The organism is Aeromonas sp. ASNIH5 (assembly GCF_002902865.1).
In the GTDB taxonomy this organism is placed as follows: domain Bacteria; phylum Pseudomonadota; class Gammaproteobacteria; order Enterobacterales; family Aeromonadaceae; genus Aeromonas; species Aeromonas caviae.
Map to the genome: position 1 here is coordinate 4,587,606 of NZ_CP026122.1, position 19,472 is coordinate 4,607,077.

At 63.3% G+C, this 19,472-nt stretch carries 16 protein-coding genes; 9 read left to right on the forward strand and 7 right to left on the reverse strand.

The features are described 5' to 3' along the window. Nucleotides 1–83: 83 nt before the first annotated feature. Both C2U30_RS21635 and recN read right to left on the reverse strand, forming a co-directional pair. Nucleotides 84–524, reverse strand: coding sequence for a universal stress protein (locus tag C2U30_RS21635; protein ID WP_010673640.1), 441 nt, complete (start codon nt 522–524; stop codon nt 84–86). Between the two features lie 471 nt (nt 525–995). Further along, nucleotides 996–2,660 (reverse strand): DNA repair protein RecN, encoded by a 1,665-nt coding sequence (gene recN / locus C2U30_RS21640; RefSeq protein WP_103244519.1) that lies wholly within the window; start codon nt 2,658–2,660, stop codon nt 996–998. 306 nt (nt 2,661–2,966) lie between these two features. Between recN and C2U30_RS21645 the strand changes: the two genes are divergently transcribed. Then, on the forward strand, nt 2,967–4,124 hold the full coding sequence (locus C2U30_RS21645; RefSeq protein ID WP_103244520.1) for a GGDEF domain-containing protein: 1,158 nt from the start codon (nt 2,967–2,969) through the stop codon (nt 4,122–4,124). A 24-nt stretch (nt 4,125–4,148) separates the two neighbouring features. Here C2U30_RS21645 and nadK read toward each other — a convergent pair whose 3' ends face one another. After that, nucleotides 4,149–5,033 carry an NAD(+) kinase gene (nadK, locus tag C2U30_RS21650; protein ID WP_010673644.1) on the reverse strand — a complete coding sequence of 295 codons (885 nt, stop codon included), beginning with the start codon at nt 5,031–5,033 and terminating at the stop codon, nt 4,149–4,151. Nucleotides 5,034–5,296: 263 nt separating this feature from the next. On the opposite strand from nadK, the gene grpE reads away from it, so the two are divergent. The 8 genes from grpE to C2U30_RS21690 all read left to right on the forward strand — a co-directional run bounded on the left by grpE (nt 5,297) and on the right by C2U30_RS21690 (nt 16,218). After that, entirely contained in the window at nt 5,297–5,872 is a 576-nt protein-coding gene (grpE, locus tag C2U30_RS21655; RefSeq protein ID WP_029314044.1) for a nucleotide exchange factor GrpE, read from the forward strand. Nucleotides 5,873–6,155: 283 nt separating this feature from the next. Continuing rightward, complete coding sequence (gene dnaK / locus C2U30_RS21660; RefSeq protein ID WP_010673646.1) at nt 6,156–8,084, forward strand: molecular chaperone DnaK; 1,929 nt, start codon at nt 6,156–6,158, stop codon at nt 8,082–8,084. 269 nt (nt 8,085–8,353) lie between these two features. Beyond that, nucleotides 8,354–9,490 (forward strand): molecular chaperone DnaJ, encoded by a 1,137-nt coding sequence (gene dnaJ, locus C2U30_RS21665; protein WP_045524008.1) that lies wholly within the window; start codon nt 8,354–8,356, stop codon nt 9,488–9,490. 265 nt (nt 9,491–9,755) lie between these two features. Next, nucleotides 9,756–11,246, forward strand: a complete 1,491-nt coding sequence (locus tag C2U30_RS21670) for a carbohydrate porin (protein ID WP_103244521.1) — start codon at nt 9,756–9,758, stop codon at nt 11,244–11,246. Between the two features lie 156 nt (nt 11,247–11,402). Beyond that, on the forward strand, nt 11,403–12,317 hold the full coding sequence (locus C2U30_RS21675) for an aminoimidazole riboside kinase (RefSeq protein WP_442752134.1): 915 nt from the start codon (nt 11,403–11,405) through the stop codon (nt 12,315–12,317). A gap of 83 nt (nt 12,318–12,400) precedes the next feature. Continuing rightward, on the forward strand, nt 12,401–13,765 hold the full coding sequence (locus tag C2U30_RS21680; protein WP_103244522.1) for a sucrose-specific PTS transporter subunit IIBC: 1,365 nt from the start codon (nt 12,401–12,403) through the stop codon (nt 13,763–13,765). Continuing rightward, on the forward strand, nt 13,765–15,180 hold the full coding sequence (locus tag C2U30_RS21685) for a glycoside hydrolase family 32 protein (protein ID WP_103244523.1): 1,416 nt from the start codon (nt 13,765–13,767) through the stop codon (nt 15,178–15,180). The genes C2U30_RS21680 and C2U30_RS21685 overlap by 1 nt, the downstream gene beginning before the upstream one ends. Before the next feature lie 27 nt (nt 15,181–15,207). Then, nucleotides 15,208–16,218, forward strand: a complete 1,011-nt coding sequence (locus tag C2U30_RS21690) for a substrate-binding domain-containing protein (protein WP_103244524.1) — start codon at nt 15,208–15,210, stop codon at nt 16,216–16,218. 77 nt (nt 16,219–16,295) lie between these two features. Here the strand turns inward: C2U30_RS21690 and C2U30_RS21695 are convergent, their stop codons facing one another. From C2U30_RS21695 to C2U30_RS21710, 4 genes are all read right to left on the reverse strand, one after another. Further along, a complete protein-coding gene (locus tag C2U30_RS21695) occupies nt 16,296–17,024 on the reverse strand; it encodes an MgtC/SapB family protein (protein WP_041213246.1) in 729 nt (242 codons plus the stop codon). A gap of 182 nt (nt 17,025–17,206) precedes the next feature. After that, on the reverse strand, nt 17,207–17,581 hold the full coding sequence (locus C2U30_RS21700; protein ID WP_041213245.1) for a hypothetical protein: 375 nt from the start codon (nt 17,579–17,581) through the stop codon (nt 17,207–17,209). Nucleotides 17,582–17,952: 371 nt separating this feature from the next. Next, a complete protein-coding gene (locus C2U30_RS21705) occupies nt 17,953–19,224 on the reverse strand; it encodes an NAD(P)/FAD-dependent oxidoreductase (RefSeq protein WP_039039227.1) in 1,272 nt (423 codons plus the stop codon). A 52-nt stretch (nt 19,225–19,276) separates the two neighbouring features. After that, nucleotides 19,277–19,462 (reverse strand): YgaP family membrane protein, encoded by a 186-nt coding sequence (locus C2U30_RS21710; RefSeq protein WP_041213243.1) that lies wholly within the window; start codon nt 19,460–19,462, stop codon nt 19,277–19,279. Nucleotides 19,463–19,472: the final 10 nt, after the last annotated feature.

A 19,472-nucleotide genomic window follows, 5' to 3' on the forward strand; every position in this document is an offset into this window, starting at 1 on the left:
CAGTGGAGGAGGTCAAGCTGGGGGAGGATGACGGCGGGGCGTCAGAAACAAGAAGACCCGCTCAGGGAGCGGGTCTTGTGGTGTCAACCGACGGCTTTGAGCAAGGCGGCGTGAGGCTCGTGGCAGATCTGGATATCGAGGGGCAGTTTGTAGAGGAGCAGGCGGGCCAGCGAGCCCTCCATCCAGTGATGACGGCTGCCGACCAGCAAGAGGTCGGCGGGGTGGGCGGCCAGCCAGTGCTGGAGATCCGGCACCACGTCATCCACCACCAGACACTGGTAATCCACTGGATGAGACAGCTGGGTGATGAGTTCACTGATGATCGCCTTGGCATCCAGGGTGCCCTGGGCGCTGCGCTCCTCTTGTGACAGGGACAGACTATTGCGACGGGTCTTGCTGCTGTGGGTCAGGTGCAACAAGGTCAGGTTGGCGCCCAGCCCTTGTGCCAGACGGCTCGCCTTGGCCAGTGTCTCCTGCTCGTAATCCTTGCCTTCCAGCAACAGCACAATATTGGTCGGGCTCATAAGCAGTTCTCCTTGGCAGGTGCGGGTCAGACGGCGGAAGCGCGCTCCCATCCTCCCTTCCCGCGAAATGTCAGCTCAAACGAACCCGGTGTGTTTGCATCAAGCGTCACCTTCTGTCGATGGCAACTGAAGGTACCGAGTCCGTTTACATCATCATAACAGACTGAGTTGAATGGAAAATGAAGGAGTGGGGCCGTTCGATATATGAATGAGTGCAACGAAGATGAGTGGCGTCCTGACCATGGCGATGGAAACCCGACTGGGTGATGACCAGGCTGGCAGGTTCAGACTGAGCATCAAGACACGTGCCGCGGATTAGCCAGGGCAGCCCCTCGTTCTTTCTTGCGGCTCACGGCATGGGTCAACCAGGCTGGCGCCGTCGGCAAGAGGTTTCAACTGGCCAGCGCGATGATGGCACGGTCAATCTGAAAGGGCCGACATGGACTGGAGGGCATCCCGTCCGCCCCGTGGTCAGCTTGCGAGCAACTCACGGGCGTTGGCCAGGGTGTTGTCGGTGATCTGATCGCCCCCCAACAGGCGGGCCAGTTCGTTGAGCCGGGCGCCCGGGGTGAGCGCCTGCATCTGGGTTTCCGTTGTCTTGCCGTCGGTGTGTTTGCTCACCACCATGTGCTGGTGACCCTTGCCTGCCACCTGGGGCAGGTGGGTGACCACCATCACCTGGGTGGATTCGCCGAGCTGGCGCAACAGGCGGCCCACCACGGCGGCGGTCGGGCCGCTGATCCCCACATCCACTTCGTCGAAGATAAGGGTCGGGGTGGAGATCTTGCGTGCACTGATCACCACGATGGCGAGGCTGATACGCGACAGCTCGCCGCCGGAAGCCACCTTGCCAAGGGGTTGGATGGGCTGACCCGGGTTGGTGGTGACCATGAACTCCACCCGATCGATGCCAAGGGGCGAGAGGCTGCTCTGGGCATCGGGTCGCACCTCGATGGCGAAGCGGCCATCTGGCATCGCCAGTTCGTGCATGCTGGCGCTTACCTTCGCGCCCAGCTCCTCGGCATAGCGCTGGCGGCTCTGGCTCAGGGCCTCGGCGGCCTGCACGAAGGCCTGGCGGGCCGAGGCCAGCTCGTCTTCCATCCCCTCCAGGCGCTCCTCGTCGGAGTGCAGGCGGGCCAGATCGGCGGCCAGCTCCTGATGGTGCAGGGCCAGCTCCGCCGGTTTGACATGGTGCTTGCGTGCCAGGTTGATGGCCTTGGAGAGGCGGCTCTCCAGCTCGTTGAAGCGCTCTGGATCCAGTTCCAGCCGGTCGAGGTAGCTGCGCAGCTCGCTGTGGCTCTCCTGTACGCCGATCAGGGCTTCGTTGAGCATGCCGAGCACGTTGCCAAGCCGGCTGTCCATGCCGACCAGGGTCTCGGCCCTGTCCACGGCCGTCTGCAGCAGACCGGCGATGGTGGTCTCTTCATTGTCATAGAGCAGATCGAGGCAATACCCGCACTCCTGCATCAGCTCGGTGCCATTGGCGAGCCGCTGATGCTCCTCTTCAATCTCTTCAAACTCTCCCGGCTGAAGGGCAAATTCGTCCAGCTCCTGCACCTGGTATTCGATGAGTTGACGGCGAGCTTCCCGCTGCTGCTGCTCGGCCTTGAGCCGGTTGAGCTCGTTTTGCAACTGGCGCCACTGCTGGTAGTGGCGGCGCACATCGTCGAGGAGCAGATGATGACCGGCGTAGCCGTCCAGCAGGGCGAGCTGGTAATCGGGTTTGAGCAGCATCTGGTGAGCGTGCTGACCGTGGACGTTGACCAGCAGTTGACCCAGGTTCCTGAGCTGGGCGAGGGGGACGGGAACCCCGTTGATATAGCTGCGAGAGCGCCCCTCGGCGGACAGTACCCGCCGGACGATGCACTCACCGTCATTTTCAAGCTCGTTGGTGGCGAGCCAGGCCCGGGCGGCAGGATTACCCTCCAGCAGGAAGCGGGCACTCACCTCTGTCTTGTCGCTGCCCGGGCGCACCATGCTGGCTTCGGCGCGCTCCCCCAGGCACAGCCCCAGAGCATCAATGGCGATGGATTTGCCCGCCCCGGTCTCCCCGGTGATGCAGGTCATCCCCGGTTGCAGATCGAGCTCGAGAAACTTGACGATGGCGAAGTTGTTGACGGTCAGCTGGGTCAGCATGGTCTCATCCTGTATGGGTCAACATTACTGTGTATGCATCCAGTATATACTGGTCTTATATACAGTAAAGTGGGCAGGGAGGATTTTTGCGAAACAGGGGGAGGGCAAGGATGTCAAGGCCGCGGCATGAGTGTGACGCCGATCAGATGGCCTGCAAAATCAACCTGCGTACCTGGCATGGGCTGAGGCGATGCGAGAAGCCACCTTGAGGGGCTCTCTTGTGGTGAGTGGCTGGCTGAGACACACTCGAAACAGTCCTGGTTGAGCCTGGGCTGTGTACAGACCTCTTCGCAAGGATGCGTCAAGATGATCCATACCCCAACCCTGCTGCTGATCTCCCTGGCAATCAACCTGATGTCGGGGCTGATCATGCTGTTCATCCACTCCCTGAAGCCGGGTCGAGGCAACTTTCTGTACTGGTCCCTCTCCGCTTTTCTCTTCTCCCTCTCTATCCTGCTGCTCAGTCTGGGGGTGTTGGGCGGCCATCCGGCGCTGGGCATCCGGGTCGGCGGCCTGGTCTCGCTCATGAGCATCCTGCTGTTGCTCGCTGGTTTTTGTGCGCTTTACGAGCGCGCATGGCATCCCCGTGCCGTGAGGGGAGGCGTGGCGGTGTTGCTGCTGCTCTATCTGGGACTGTCCAGCCTCGCCCCCGTGCGCATTGTGCTGGCTCTGATGGAGTCGATGTTGTACCTGTGGTGCGCCTGCCTCATCGTCTCTCTCGGCCGGCAACAGAAGCGGGTGCTCCATGTGGTGGCGCTCATTTACCTGCTGCATTTCACCATCCTGCTGAGTCAGGGGGGGCTGCTCTTGCTGGGAGCCGAAGGGCGGATGGGAGACGGAGGCTGGCTCGATCTCATCTTCTTCATGCACATGGTGCTGACCATCGGCTCGGTGTTGTTGCTGCCTCTGGTGGCCTATGTGGAGACGGAGGAGGCATTGCTGGCGCTCTCGGAGCGGGATTCCCTCACCGGGGTGCTCAATCGGCGCGGCCTCTTCAGGCACGGAGAGGGTACTACGCCTGGCCAGACGCGCTGCGTGGTGGTCCTGGACATCGATCACTTCAAGCGGGTCAACGACCAGTTTGGTCACGGCTGCGGGGATGAAGTCATTCGCTATGTGGCCGGGGTGCTGGTGGCCGAGGTACGCAAGGATGATCTGGTGGGGCGCATCGGTGGCGAGGAGTTCGCCATCATCATGGGGGGCGTGAGCGGCCAGATGGCCCACGACATCTGTGACCGGATCCGCCGCCAGATAGAGACGGGCTCCCGGCAGGGGGCCTGCCTGCCGTGCGAGGGGGTTACGGTGAGCATGGGGGTCGTGTGCGCCAGTGCCGAGGCTGACCTGGCACTGATACTGACCAAAGCCGATGCTGCCATGTACCGGGTGAAGGAAGCGGGGAGAAACGGGGTGCATCTGGCATTCGAGCCGGCACCGCCTCGGCTGATCGAAAGCAGCGAGGGGTAGACCCTCGCCACCGGTGTTGCCTGGCTAGAAGAGCTTGCTGCCCCAACCGAGCTTGTTGCGCAGCACGTGGAAGTAGCTGTAATCCAGCGGATGCACCAGATGCAGCTTGTGGCTGCTCTTCTTGATGAGGATCTCGTCCCCCGGGTGGACCGCCAGGGTGACCTGGCCGTCGCAGCTCACCTGCATGGCGTCGTCCTGATTGTCCGGCGAGACCAGCAGCCGCACTTCGCTGTCCGCATCCAGCACGATGGGGCGGCTGCTCAGGGTGTGCGGGAACATGGGCACCAGCGTGATGGCGTTGAGTTTGGGGGTGAGGATGGCGCCCCCTGCCGACAGGGAGTAGGCGGTGGAGCCGGTGGGTGTCGCCACTATGATGCCGTCCGAGCGCTGGCTGTACATGAAGCTGCCGTCGATGTAGACCTCGAATTCGATCATGTGGGCGATCTTGCCCGGGTGAAGCACCGCCTCGTTGACCGCGAGGTTGCTCGACTTGCGCTCCCCGTGGCGATAGACGGCGGCCTCCAGCAGGAAGCGATGCTCGCTTTTGAAGTGACCCGAGAGCACCTGCTCCAGGGGCAGCAGATAATCCTGGGGCGAGAGATCGGTCAGGAAGCCGAGGTTGCCCCGGTTCACCCCGATCACCGCCACATCGAACCGTGACAGCACCCGGGCGGCCCCCAGCATGTTGCCGTCACCGCCGACAACAATGGCGAGATCCGCCTGCTCGCCGAGCTGCACCAGATCCATCACGTTCTCCCCGAGCAGCCCCAGGGTATGGGCCACCCGGCTCTCCAGCAGCACGCGAAAGCCGCGGCTGGTCAGGTACTGGTACAGGCCGGTCAGGGTCTGGTTGGCCCCCTCGTGATGGGGCTTGCCGATGAGGGCAACGGTTTTGAACGGAGAATCCATAGGTTATCGGGTCTGGGAGAGTCTTGGGGGGAGTATACCGCGCTTTGCCGGGGATTTGTCTGCCTCCGTGGCGGTTGGTGCAATCGGCCCCGAAAAGGGGCTGCCTGGCACGCGGATGGGCGCCATTGTGCCCGATCTGCCCTTTTCCCCTTGAAAGCCGAGGCTGTGTCCCCATAATAGCGCCAACACAGGGTCTGCTGGCGCGTGTCGCTTGTCTGAACGCCAGCCACCCTCACACGCAACCCCTGAATATTGGAGATGTCATGAGCCACGAAGAACAAAAGGTTGAAGCGATGGAGCAAGTGGAAGCCCAGCCAGTCGAGCCGACCGATGTAGACAGTGAAGTGACAGCCGAACAGGCCCGCATCGCCGAGCTGGAGGCCCAGCTGGAGGCGGCCCAGCAGGCCTCCCTGGAAGAGCGCGAGCGCGCCATTCGCGCCGTCGCCGAGATGGAGAACCTGCGTCGCCGTGCCGCTCAGGACGTGGAGAAAGCCCACAAGTTTGCACTGGAGAAGTTCGCCGCAGAGCTCTTGCCGGTGCTGGACAACCTGGAGCGCGCCATCGAGCTGGCGGACAAGGAGAACGACACCCTCAAGCCGATGATTGAAGGGGTCGAGCTGACCCTGAAATCCATGCAGAGCGGCGTGGCCAAGTTTGGCCTGGTGGCGCTGGACCCGACCAACCAGCCGTTCGACCCGAATGCCCACCAGGCCATGAGCATGGTGCCCAGTGCCGACGTGGCGCCGAACACAGTGATCGCCGTGATGCAGAAGGGCTACGAGCTCAATGGCCGCGTCATCCGCCCGGCCATGGTGATGGTCTCCAAGTCCGCTGACTGATCACGCTGTTCTCACCAAGCCCGCCGCTTGGCGGGCTTTTTGTTGGATGTGGCGCCAAAAGACGTGTCTGGCGTCATTTGGCTGTCAGGTGGCCTGTATGCAGGTTTTTTCAGGGCCGGACTTGAAGCGCCGACTTGAGACCCCATATAGGTTGCAAGGCCACGGCGGCACAAAAAATTTGATGCCGGGAGCTTGAAAGCCACAGTGGCAGGCCCCACCTAGCCGTTAACGTATCAAGGCGAGCCCCTCGCCAGTTTATTCAAAGTATTTGGAGATTCGTCAAATGGGTAAAATCATCGGTATTGACCTGGGTACTACCAACTCCTGCGTCGCTATTCTGGATGGCGACCATGCTCGCGTGATCGAGAACGCGGAAGGCGACCGTACTACTCCGTCCATCATTGCCTATGCCGATGACGGCGAAATCCTGGTTGGTCAGCCGGCCAAGCGCCAAGCCATCACCAACCCGAAGAACACGCTGTTCGCCATCAAGCGTCTGATCGGCCGTCGTTTCGAAGATGACGAAGTACAACGTGACCTGAAAATCATGCCGTACGCCATCGCCAAGGCCGACAACGGTGACGCCTGGGTTGAAGTGAAAGGCAAGAAGATGGCACCGCCGCAGATCTCTGCCGAAGTGCTGAAAAAGATGAAGAAGACCGCCGAGGACTACCTGGGCGAGCCGGTGACCGAAGCCGTCATCACCGTACCGGCCTACTTCAACGACGCCCAGCGTCAGGCCACCAAGGATGCCGGTCGCATCGCCGGTCTGGATGTAAAACGCATCATCAACGAACCGACTGCCGCGGCTTTCGCCTACGGCGTCAACAAGGTCAAGGGTGAGCGCAAGGTTGCCGTATACGACCTGGGTGGCGGTACCTTCGATATCTCCATCATCGAGATCGACGAAGTCGAAGGGGAAACCACCTTCGAAGTGCTGGCAACCAACGGTAACACCCACCTGGGTGGTGAAGACTTCGACAACCGCGTCATCAACTACCTGGTTGACGAGTTCAAGCGCGAGCAGGGCATCGACCTGCGCAACGACCAGCTGGCTCTGCAGCGTCTGAAAGATGCCGCCGAAAAAGCCAAGATCGAGCTCTCTTCTGCCCAGCAGACCGACGTGAACCTGCCGTACATCACAGCGGATGCCACCGGTCCGAAGCACATGAACATCAAGGTGACCCGCGCCAAGCTGGAATCCCTGGTGGAAGACATGGTGAAAGACTCCCTGGAGCCGGTTCGTGTCGCCCTGAAAGACTCCGGTCTGGCGGTTGGCGAGATCGACGACGTCATCCTGGTGGGCGGTCAGACCCGTATGCCGCTGGTTCAGAAGACCGTGGCCGACTTCTTCGGCAAAGAGCCGCGCAAAGACGTCAACCCGGACGAAGCCGTGGCCATGGGTGCTGCCATCCAGGGTGCCGTACTGTCCGGTGACAAGACCGACGTACTGCTGCTGGACGTGACCCCGCTCTCCCTGGGGATCGAAACCATGGGCAGCGTGATGACCGCGCTCATCGAGAAGAACACCACCATTCCGACCAAGAAGTCCCAGGTGTTCTCCACCGCCGAAGACAACCAGTCTGCCGTGACCATTCACGTGCTGCAAGGTGAGCGCAAGCGCGCCAGCGACAACAAGTCCCTGGGCCAGTTCAACCTGGAAGGCATCCGCCCGGCACCGCGCGGTCTGCCGCAGATCGAAGTGACCTTCGACATCGACGCCAACGGCATCCTGCACGTCTCCGCCAAAGACAAGGAGACCAACAAGGAGCAGAAGATCACCATCCAGGCCTCTTCCGGTCTGTCTGATGACGAGATCGAACGCATGGTACGCGAAGCCGAAGCCAACGCGGCCGAGGACAAGAAGTTCGAAGAGCTGGTGCAGGCCCGCAACCAGGCTGACGGTCTGGTCCACTCCGTGCGCAAGCAGGTCACCGAAGCCGGTGAAGCCCTGCCTGCCGACGAGAAGACCAAGATCGAGACTGCCCTGAGCGAGCTGGAATCCGCCATCAAGGGTGACGACAAGGCTGCCATCGAAGCCAAGCAGCAGGCTCTGCTGGAAGCGTCCCAGAAGCTGATGGAAATTGCCCAGCAGCAGGCTCAGGCGCAAGGCGCCGCCGGTGCTGACGCCGGTCAGTCCTCCTCTTCTGCCAAGGCTGACGACGACGTGGTCGACGCCGAGTTCGAAGAAGTGAAAGACGACAAGAAGTAAGCCCGACCCGGATGGGCGAAGTCCGCTTCGCCCATCGGCTCAGAATCTGTTCACGGTCTGTCGCGAGAGGCCGTCAGCAAGGTAAAGAGCAGCGCAAGAACCGGAGTGTATGTGAATACATGAGCACTCTTGGTTACAAACAAGCGAGCTGCACATGAGCCTTGATCACGGCTTCGTAGTAAGAGTGTGAGCAGATTCGTCAATGAATTTACGGGCGTTGGGTAACCAACGCCCGTCTGCGTAACTGCTGATATAGCAACAGGATGAGTATGTCGAAGCGCGATTTCTACGAAGTGCTCGGGGTATCGAAAGGTGCCGACGAGCGCGAGATCAAGAAGGCGTACAAGCGTCTGGCCATGAAGTATCACCCGGATCGCAACCAGGGTGATGCCGGGGCTGAAGAGAAGTTCAAAGAGGTCAAGGAAGCCTACGAGGTCCTGACCGACGAGAACCTGCGTGCCCGTTATGACCAGTACGGTCATGCCGGGGTGGATCCGAGCCAGGGTGGCGGCCACGGCGGCTTTGGCGGTGGTGCCGATTTCGGCGACATCTTCGGCGACGTGTTTGGCGACATCTTCGGTGGTCGCGGGGGCGGTCGTCGCGGCCCGGCCCGTGGCGCCGATCTGCGCTACAACATGGAGCTGACGCTGGAAGAGGCGGTGCGCGGGGTCTCCAAGGAGATCAAGATCCCGACCCAGGTCCACTGCGAAGTGTGCAACGGCTCCGGTGCCCATACCGGCAGCTCCGCCCAGACCTGCCCCACCTGCCACGGCTCCGGCCAGGTGCAGATGCGCCAGGGCTTCTTCGCGGTGCAGCAGCCTTGCCCCCACTGTCACGGTCGCGGCAAGATCATCAAGGATCCGTGCCGCAAGTGCCATGGGGAAGGGCGCTACCAGAAGACCAAGACCCTGTCGGTCAAGATCCCGGCCGGGGTCGATACCGGGGATCGCATCCGTCTCTCCGGCGAAGGGGAAGCGGGGGAAACCGGCGCATCGGCGGGGGATCTGTACGTACAGGTTCACGTGCGCGAGCACGAGATCTTCGTGCGTGACGGCAACGACCTCTACTGCGAAGTGCCCATCAGCTTCACCACCGCAGCGCTCGGCGGCGAGATTGAAGTGCCGACCCTGGATGGTCGGGTCAAGCTCAAGGTGACCCCGGAGACCCAGACCGGCAAGCTGTTCCGCCTGCGGGGCAAGGGCGTCAAGTCCGTGCGCTCCGGCCAGGTAGGGGATCTGATGTGCAAGGTGGTGATCGAGACTCCGGTCAAGCTGACCGAGACCCAGAAAGATCTGCTGCGCCAGCTGGACGACTCCTTCAGCGGCGCCGCTGCCAAGACCCACAAGCCGAAATCCGAAGGCTTCTTCGAAGGGGTGAAACGCTTCTTCGACGACCTGACCAAATAAACGCGACCCGCGTTACCCAAGCCGGCACGGATGTGCCGGCTTTTTTTTTGCCCGCCATCTGGCCTGGATCCCCCCTTATTGAGTGGATCCCGATGAGGGATCCTCCTCACAACTTCCACCAATTCCCCCTGTACAAATGTTATCCCGCTCACACTCCTGCTGAAACGGTTTAGCTGGCGTATTGAGTCAGCTAAAGCGGTTTAGCTATCCTCGGCTCGTCAACAACAACAGAGCCCGGACGGGCGACAGAAGACAGGTGAGGACGATGACGATGTTCAAGAGCAAGTTGGCGCTGGCCGTGGCGCTGGGATTGGGAATGAGCAGCCCGCTGTGGGCGGCGGATGGTGGTATCGAGGCTCGTCTGGCGGCGCTGGAGGCGCGGGTGCAGGCGGCCGAGACGCGTGCCACCGCTGCCGAAGCGCGGGCCGATGAGGCCCAGAGCAAGGCAAACGAAGCCCGCGAGACGGCCGTGGTGGCCAAGGCCCAGAGCGAGAAGGTGGACAAGCAGACCGCCGGGGCCCAGGGCTTCGAGTTCCACGGCTATGCCCGCTCGGGCCTGCTGGTGAACGGCAACGGCAATGGTGGCCGCGGCGGCCCCTACATCACCCCGGCGGGCTCGGTGGGCGGCGCCGTGGGTCGCCTTGGCAACGAGGATGACACCTACATGGAGGCCAACCTGCTGAAGACCCAGACCTTCGACGATGGCAGCTGGGCCCGCTACAAGCTGATGCTGGCGGACGGGGTGGAGACCAGCAACGACTGGACCGCCAGCGATTCCAGCCTCAACACCCGCCAGGTGTTTGCCGAAATCGGCGATCTGGCGAGCTTCAGCGGTCCTTTCCAGCACTCGGTGCTCTGGGCGGGCAAGCGCTTTGACCGGGACAACTTCGACATCCACTGGCTCGACTCGGACGTGGTCTTCCTGGCCGGTACCGGCGGCGGCGTCTACGACGTGCAGCTGGCCGACAGCTGGAAGGCGAACTTCTCCCTCTACGGGCGCGACTACGGCGACATCAGCGCGAGCGGTCTCTCCGACATCGAGAGCTACATCCTCACCATGAACAACCGCGTTGGCAACTGGCAGTGGATGCTGAACGGCCTCTCCGCCAAGGACAACGAGGCGCGCATCAACGACGGCGGCGCGGGCAGCGAAGCGGCGAACAAGGGTGCCCACACCCTGGTGGCCTACCACGCCGACAGCTTCTTTGGCATCAACCCCGGTTTCTCCAAGGCGGCGGTGCTGTATGGCCACGGTCTGGGTGCCGAGCTCAAGGGGCTGGGCTCCGACAGCGAGCTGCTGCCGGATGCCGATGCGGTGCGGGTCGCCGTGTTTGGCGCCACCGATCTTGCGCCCCGCTGGCGTGTGGCCCCGGCCCTGCTGGCCGAGCACAGCCAGGATCGTTACGTGAAAGGGGACGAGTACCGCTGGGTGACCCTCAATGGCCGCCTGGCCCAGGTGCTGAGCCAGAACGTCGAGCTGGTTTACGAGGCGACCTGGCAGTACATGGACCTCGATCCCAAGGGCTACAAGGGTCGTCAGGCGGTGAGCGGCGATTTCACCAAGCTCACCTTCGCGCCGACCTTCAAGGCGCAGACCGCCGGCTTCTTCGAGCGGCCCGAGCTTCGGGTGTTCGCCACCTGGATGGACTGGTCCTCCGAGCTCGACAACTACGCCAGCTCCGATGCCATGGGCCAGAGCAACTTCACCGCCGGGGGCGAGTGGAACTTTGGCGTGCAGATGGAAACCTGGTTCTAGTTCGTTATCCCGATCACAAAAATGGCAGGCGGCCCCGGGATCTGTTGGTTAGCTAAAACGGTTTAGCTGATAATGCGGACCCAGAACCCGGGGCTGACCCCGGCAAATCCTGTGCAGCAGTGGAGTAGCAACAAGGTGACGAATCGTGTGTGGGTAATGGGGGATGCGGTAGTGGACTTGATCCCGGAAGGGGAGCAGCACTACCTCAAGTGTCCGGGTGGCGCACCGGCCAACGTGGCGGTGGGCGTTGCTCGGCTCGGCGGGGAGTCGGCTTTCATTGGCCGGGTCGGCGCGGATCCCTTCGGCCGCTTCATGGGGGAGACCCTGGCCAGGGAGGGGGTCGACATTCGCCACCTGATCCTGGATCCGGCCCATCGCACCAGCACGGTGCTGGTGGATCTCGATGAAGCGGGGGAGCGCAGCTTCACCTTCATGGTGCGCCCGAGCGCCGATCAATTCCTGAGCCACGCCGATCTGCCGGTCTTCCAGGCCGGGCAGTGGCTGCTGACCTGCTCCATTGCGCTTGCCAACGAGCCGGTGCGCAGCAGTTGTCTGCAAGCCATGGCGACCATCCGTGCCGTCGGGGGGCGGGTCTGCTTCGACCCCAACCTGAGGCCAGAGGTGTGGGGCAACCCTGCCGAGATGCTGCCCGTGGTGCGCGAGGCCATGGCCCTCGCAGACGTGGTCAAGCTCTCGGTGGAGGAGCTGCAACTGCTGAGCGGTCTGGACGATCTGGCGGCGGGGCTTGCCACTCTTTCAGGCCCGGCACTGGTGCTGGTGACCCGGGGGGCGGGGGGCGTGGTGGCCCGTCTGGGTGGCGAGTTGCTGGAGTGGGTGGGGCCCAAAGTGACGCCACTCGATACCACGGGGGCGGGGGACGCCTTCGTCGCCGGGCTGCTGGCGGCCTTGGCCGAACGGACCTCGCTGCCGACGCTGGCCGAGCTGCCCGCCATTCTGGCCGAGGCCCACGGCTGCGGGGCGCTCGCCACCACCGCCAAGGGGGCGATGACGGCACTGCCCACCCGCACCCGGCTGGATGAATTTTTGCGATCAGGCGCAGACGGCTGTTGATCTGCGGCTAGAAGCCCGGCTCGACAGCCCCTACTCTCATGTGACAAGGGCCCGCCAGCGTGGCGGGTCATAAGAGGAAGAATATGAATATCAGTGCGATAGCCCAGGATCTGGTGCCCCTGCTCGGGGGCAAGGAGAACATCGTCAGCGCCGCCCACTGCGCCACCCGGCTGCGGCTGGTGCTGGCGGACGACAGCAAGGTGAACAAGGCCGCCATCGACAAGCTGGAGGGGGTCAAGGGGTGCTTCAGCAACGCTGGCCAGATCCAGGTCATTTTCGGCACCGGCCTGGTCAACAAGGTCTATGCGGAGTTCGTCACCCTGACCGGGACCGGCACCGCCAGCAAGGCGGAGCTGACCGACATGGCGACGGCCAAGCTCAACGTGGCCCAGCGTCTGGCGCGGACCCTCTCCAACATCTTCGTGCCCATCATTCCGGCCATCGTCGCCTCCGGTCTGCTGATGGGGCTGCTCGGCATGGTGCGCACCTACGGCTGGGTCAACGCCGACAGCGCCCTGTTCGTCATGCTCGACATGTTCAGCTCGGCAGCCTTCATCATCCTGCCGATCCTCATCGGCTTTACGGCGGCGCGGGAGTTTGGCGGCAATCCGTACCTCGGGGCGACCCTTGGCGGCATCCTCACCCACCCGGCCCTGACCAACGCCTGGGGCGTGGCCGGGGGCTTCAAGACCATGGACTTCTTCGGCCTGGATGTCGCCATGATCGGCTACCAGGGCACCGTCTTCCCGGTGCTCCTGGCGGTCTGGTTCATGTCCCACCTGGAGAAGCAGCTGCGCAAGCGCATCCCTGACGCCCTGGATCTCATCCTCACCCCGTTTTTGACCGTCATCATCACCGGCTTCGTGGCGCTGCTCTTCATCGGCCCCGCCGGGCGGGTGCTGGGGGATGGCATCTCGTTCGGTCTGAGCGCGCTTTATGAGCAGGCGGGCTGGCTGGCGGGTCTGGTGTTTGGCGGCACCTATTCCCTTATCGTCATCACCGGCATTCACCACAGCTTCCACGCCATCGAGGCGGGGCTGCTGGCCAATCCGCAAATTGGCGTCAACTTCCTGCTGCCCATCTGGGCCATGGCCAACGTGGCCCAGGGCGGGGCTTGCCTCGCGGTCTACTTCAAGACCCGGGACGTGAAGATCAAGGCCATCACGGTGCCGGCGGCCATGTCCTGCCTGCTCGGCATCACCGAGGCGGCGATCTTCGGGGTCAACCTGCGCTACATCAAGCCCTTCCTGGCCGGTCTGTTCGGCGGGGCCTGCGGCGGTGCCTACGTGGTGGCGGCCAAGGTCGGCATGACGGCGGTGGGCCTGACCGGCATCCCGGGCATGGCCATCGTCCAGCCCATGAGCCTCATCCACTACGTCATCGGTCTGGTGATCGCCTTTGGCGCCGCTTTCGCCGCCTCCTACCTGCTCAAGTACAAGGTGGAGTGATGAAGGAAAGCCATCTCCTGAACCTGGTTGTCCGGTCCCTGCTGGCCGGACAGCTCAAGGCGGCGGCCGATCCCCATCGGCCCCGCTGGCATCTGGCAGCCCCGGTGGGGCTGCTCAACGATCCCAACGGCTTCATCGAGCACGACGGGCGCTACCATCTTTTCTACCAGTGGAACCCGCTCGGTTGCGAGCACCGCAACAAGGGCTGGGGGCATGTCACCTCCACCGATCTGCTGCACTGGCAGCACGAGCCGGTGGCGCTGCTGCCCACCGAGGCCTATGAGAGCCACGGCTGCTATTCGGGCTCGGCGGTGAGCGACGAGCAGGGGCGTCTGACCCTCATCTATACCGGCAACGTCAAATACCCGGACGGTAGCCGCACCGCCTACCAGTGTCTGGCCCGTGCCGGCGGTGAGGGGGGCTTCGAGAAGCTGGGACCCGTGCTGGACCTGCCCGCAGGCTACAGCGGCCATGTGCGCGACCCCAAGGTGTGGCACGACGGTCGGCAGTGGTTGATGGTGCTGGGGGCTCGTACCCTGGACGATCGGGGTGAGGTGCTGCTCTATCGCGGTGACACCCTGGATGCCTGGACGCTGGTGGGCCCCATCGCCGGCAGCGGGCGCGGCGGTCTCGGGGAGTTTGGCTACATGTGGGAGTGTCCGGACCTCTTCCCCCTGGGAGATCGCCATGTGCTGATCAGCTGCCCGCAGGGGATTGCCCCGCAGGGAGAGGATTATCGCAACCTCTACCAGTGCGGCTGGCTGGCGGGTGACTTGGACGGCGAGCGCTTCGAGCACGGGGCTTTCCACGAGCTGGACCGGGGATTCGAGTTCTATGCCCCCCAGACTACCCAGGACAGTCAGGGGCGGCGCCTGCTGTTCGGCTGGCTGGGCTTGCCGGAGGAGAACGAGATGAGCCAGCCCACTCTCGAGCATGGCTGGATCCACCAGATGAGCTGCCCGCGGGAGCTGTTCTGGCAGGATGAGTGGCTCTGCCAGCGGCCGGTGGCTGAGCTGGGCGCCCTGAAAGGGGAGCAGACCCGCTTCGAGGGGGCGCCGGACGAGCTGCCTGCCCTGACCATCGACTCGGCCTGGCTCGATGTGGCGCTGTGCGGTGAAGGGCGCCTCAGGTTCGGGGCCGTGGTCGAGCTGGTGTGGCAGCCTGGGCGTCTTGTCCTGCGTCGCCAGAACTGGCAGAGCGAGGAGTGGGAGGAGCGAAGCGCCCCCTGGCTTGGGGGCAAGATCACCGTCTTGTGTGACCGCTCCAGCCTGGAGTGCTTCGTCGATGGCGGTCGCCAGAGCTTGTCGACCCGTTACTTCCCCGGCGAAAACCCAGTACTTTCCGCACGTTGCGGTGATGATGGCAGCAAAATTTGTCTCGATCACTGGCCGCTGGCGACCTGCCTAGTACAATAGCCCGGTCTCAGTGTGCCGGGAGGTCAGGTGGAGAAGAAGAAACGGATCACGATTGCCCAGATAGCCACGCTTGCGGGGGTCTCCAAGGCCACCGCCAGTCTGGTGCTCAACGGCAAGAGTGCGGAATACCGCATCGCCGACGATACCCGCAAGCGGATCCAGGCGGTGGCGGACGAGTGCCATTATCAGCCGAGCATCCATGCCCGCTCCCTGCGGGAGGTGCGCAGCTACACCTGGGGGCTGGTGATCCCCGACCTCACCAACTTCGGCTTCGCCAGCATCGCCCGTGCCCTGGAGGCCCGCTGTCGGGAGGCGGGGATCCAGCTGCTCATCGCCTGCTCCGAGGATGATCCCACCCTGGAGCAGCGGGTGGTGGACAACCTCATCAGCCGTCAGGTGGATGGCCTCATCGTCGCCTCCAGCGGCCACAGTGACGATATCTATGCCCGCATCCACGACCGCTTGCCGGTGGTGCAGCTCGACCGCCACATCGGTGAGTCGCGCCTGCCCATGGTGATCTCGGACGCCTGCAAGGCTACCGCCGAGCTGGTGCAGGATATGGCCGAGGATTGCGGGGAGGAGATCTACTACTTCGGCGGTCTGCTGGATCTCTCCCCCAGCCGCCACCGGCTGGCGGGTTACGAGCTCGGATTGCACCGGGCCGGGCTGGAGGCCACTTCAGACCGGGTCCGCCACCGTGACTACCAGCCGAGCTCGGGTTATCAGCTGATGTCTGAGCTGGTGGACGAACTCGGGGCACCGCCGAAGGGGCTTTTTACCGCCTCTTTCACCCTGCTGGAGGGGGTGCTGCGCTACCTCAACGAGGCGGGACTGATGGAGACCGGCATGCGCCTCTGTACCTTCGACGATCACGATCTGCTCGACTGCATCCCCATGCGCATCGATTCCGTGGCCCAGGATTGCCCGGCCCTGGCCCGGGCCGCCTTCGAGATGATGAAGCAACTCATCGCGGGCAATCCTCCTGCCCAGACCGCCCAGGTCATTAACCCCAGGGTGCGCTGGCGCAGCCGCCGTTAGGCACACTGCTTCCCTTTCCTGTGAAAAGCCCCGCCGGATCCGGCGGGGCTTTTTGTGCTGCGTCTGGTATGAGGGCGTCAATCGGTGATGCTGGCCCGCCAGAAGATCTGCTTGATGTGAGGGTGCTCCCCGAGCGTGTTCATCAGGGCATCGAGCTTGGTGCCATCGATGGCAGTGGCGAGCAGCGCCGCCGAGATCTCGAGATCCTGATCGCCGAAGGGGGTGATGTCGAGCTCGCTCAGGGGGTAGTGGGCCTGCTCCAGCATCTGCTCGAGCCAGGGCAGTACCTCCTTCTGGTGAGCGCGGCCGATGAGAGCGGTCACGTGATAGGTCACTTCGGTGTCCATGTTGTCCACCGGGTCACGGTTTATCTGGTTGACCAGGGGGCGCAGCAGGGTGTTGGCGGCCAGCACGAAGAGGGCGCCGAGGATGGCCTCCAGGGCGAACCCGGCGCCGCAGGCGGCCCCGACAGCGGCCACGCCCCACAGGGTGGCAGCTGTGTTGATGCCCCGGATGTTGCCGGATTCCCGCATGATGACGCCGGCGCCGAGAAAACCGATGCCGGAGACGATGTAGGCCACCACGTGGACGACCCCGTAACTGCCACCATGCAGGTCATAGATGCGCTGGGCCAGGTTGACGAACAGGGCCGCCCCCACGGCGACCAGCACGTTGGTGCGAAGGCCGGCGGTGCGCTGGCGGTACTGGCGCTCCAGGCCGACCAGGCTGCCCAGCACGAAGGCGAGCAGCAGGCTGGCCAGGGTGTCGAGCAGGGCGAGAAAATCGAGTTGTTGCCACATTCTCATGAAGGGTCTCCTCCTGGGGATGCCGACCAGCCTGCTCCCCCGGGTTGTGTGAGAGACGGGTGGCAAGGTCGACATCGTGGTGAATGCAAGGGCGCGACCCGCCTCCTGACGGGGCGGGATGGCGCAGAACAGGGTACAGGCCCTTCACGGTTGCCCGGGAAGGACCTCGCCTCATTCGAGGGTCAATGCCTGGTGGCGTCGTCCCCGGCGCGGGGGCGCAGTTCCCAGCGTACCGGGTGGACAGCCCCGACCTGGTGGATGAACTGCACCAGATAGCGGCGCTGGGGCGGCGTGCAGTAGAGGCTCAGCACCAGCACGCGGCCTTCACCGCGCCCGGGCTTCATGGACTGCAGAGGACTGAGTCCGGCCGGTTGCAGGGTGTGGCTCACCGCCGCCAGCACCTGCTCCATGTCGGCTCTGTCTTCGCAGCGGATGTGCAGCCGATAGAGGTGCTGACGCCGTCTGCCACGTTGCCAGAGTGGTCGCAGGCCCCGTCCCAGTCTGCTCAGCAGGGAAGGGGATTTGTCAGCGACAGAGTTGTTTGAAATCAAGCGCATAGCAGCCTCCTTTTGGGAAGCAGAAACTATGCAGGCAAGGTGTCGGGGGATGAGTCCGCGTCACCTGACGTCAAGTGTGAAAAGCGGGGAAAAGAGGGATCCACTTCTCGCAGGGGGGCGAGTCGCGGCAGAGAATAACCTGCGGCTAGCTCGCGACCAGGGTGCCGACGACGAGGGTCGGCGTGCGTCTGTCACTTGATGAGTTGCCCACCGATGGTCTCCGCTAGTGATAAAGAGGCGACATGGTAGCCGATACGGCGGCCTGGGTAAACCCCGAGCCCTTGATAGCAACATATTGAAACATAATAAAAAAGAGATGAAAGCGCCGGTGAAGGGAGCCCTCTTCCCTTCACCGGCGGGCCCTTGGGGGGTTACCGGGTCTTGTCGATGCCCAGGTATTTGAGCATCAGTTTTTCATAGATGGGTTCGGTGTCGCCCACCTGCATCTTGTGCAGGAAATACTTCTCGAACGCTATCTTGGCCAGGTGGACCCACTTCCCTTTCTTGAACCAGGCGACGTTGCGCGGCGGGATCTGCGGCATGGCCACGAAGGCGGCCCCTGTGTCCCCCATGTCCGCCAGACAGATGGCATTCCACACCGCCCGGGTGACCGGGGGCTGGCCGTCCAGCTCCGCCTTGATGTTGTGGCTCAGGGTGCGCACCATGGCCTCGATCATGTAGCCGGTCTTGGGCACCCCGGTCGGTACCGGCGTCTTGTGCTGGGGCGGGATGGCGATGCAGACCCCGGCGGCGTAAATCTGCGGGAAGACAGGGTTGCGCTGGTGTTCGTCGACGATGACGAACCCGCGGGGATTGACCAGCCCCTCGAGACCCCGCAGGGGGCTGATGCCGGCGAAGGCGGGCAGCATCATGGCATGCTTGTAGGGGAGGCTGTGGGTGCGCTTGACGTTGCCATCTTCATCCAGCTCCTCCACCGTCATCACCCCATCCCTGGCCGCCACGGTGCGGGCATTGCAGATCCATTGCATGTCGCGCATGCGCAGCTCGCTCTCCAGCATGCCCTTGGAATCCCCCACGCCGTTGAGGCCGAGGTGACCGATGTAGGGTTCGCTGGTGACGAAGGTCATGGGCACGTCCTTTCTCACCTTCTTGTCGCGCAGGTGGCGATCGAGGATGAAGGCGTATTCGTAGGCCGGGCCGAAGCAGGAGGCGCCGGGCATGGCACCGACGATCACCGGCCCCGGTTCGTCGAGCAGCCCGTTGACACTGTGCAGGCACTCCTCTGCGTGGGAGAGGGTGCAGACGCTGGCGGTGCCGCCCGCCGTCGGGCCTGCTCCCTGCACTTCTTCAAAGGCGAGTGCGGGGCCGGTGCAGAGCACCAGAAAGTCGTAGTGCAGGTGCTGGCCATCGGAGAGGCGGATCTGCTGTTCGAGGGGCTGCAACCCGGTCAGGGCGGCGTGGATGAAGCGGATCCCCTTCTTCTTCACATGAGGCTCTATGGGGAGGGAGATATCCTTGCGCTCTCGCCACCGGACCGCAATCCACGGGTTCGAAGGGTTGAATTCAAAGTCGGGTTTGTCGTTCACCAGGATGACGTCGTGCTGCTTGCCGAGTTCGGCTTTGAGCTCGTAGGCGGCCGACATGCCCCCCAACCCTGCCCCGATGATGATGATGGTTGCCATAATGAGCCTCCGCTCTATTACACGGCTCCTGTGAGCCAATATGTCCGCCTGCCTATTTGAGCCCCATTCGCCTGAGCACGGCGGCGGCGGGACAGACCCCGGTGAACGCACTCTGGATCAGGTTGACCCCGACAAAGACGCTCAACCAGACAAAGCCCGGGTGGACCCAGGCCGTGAGCAGCAGCGACAGCAGCAACATGCCACCCGCGACCACTCTGACTCCGTTATCGACGGTCATTTCTCGTCTC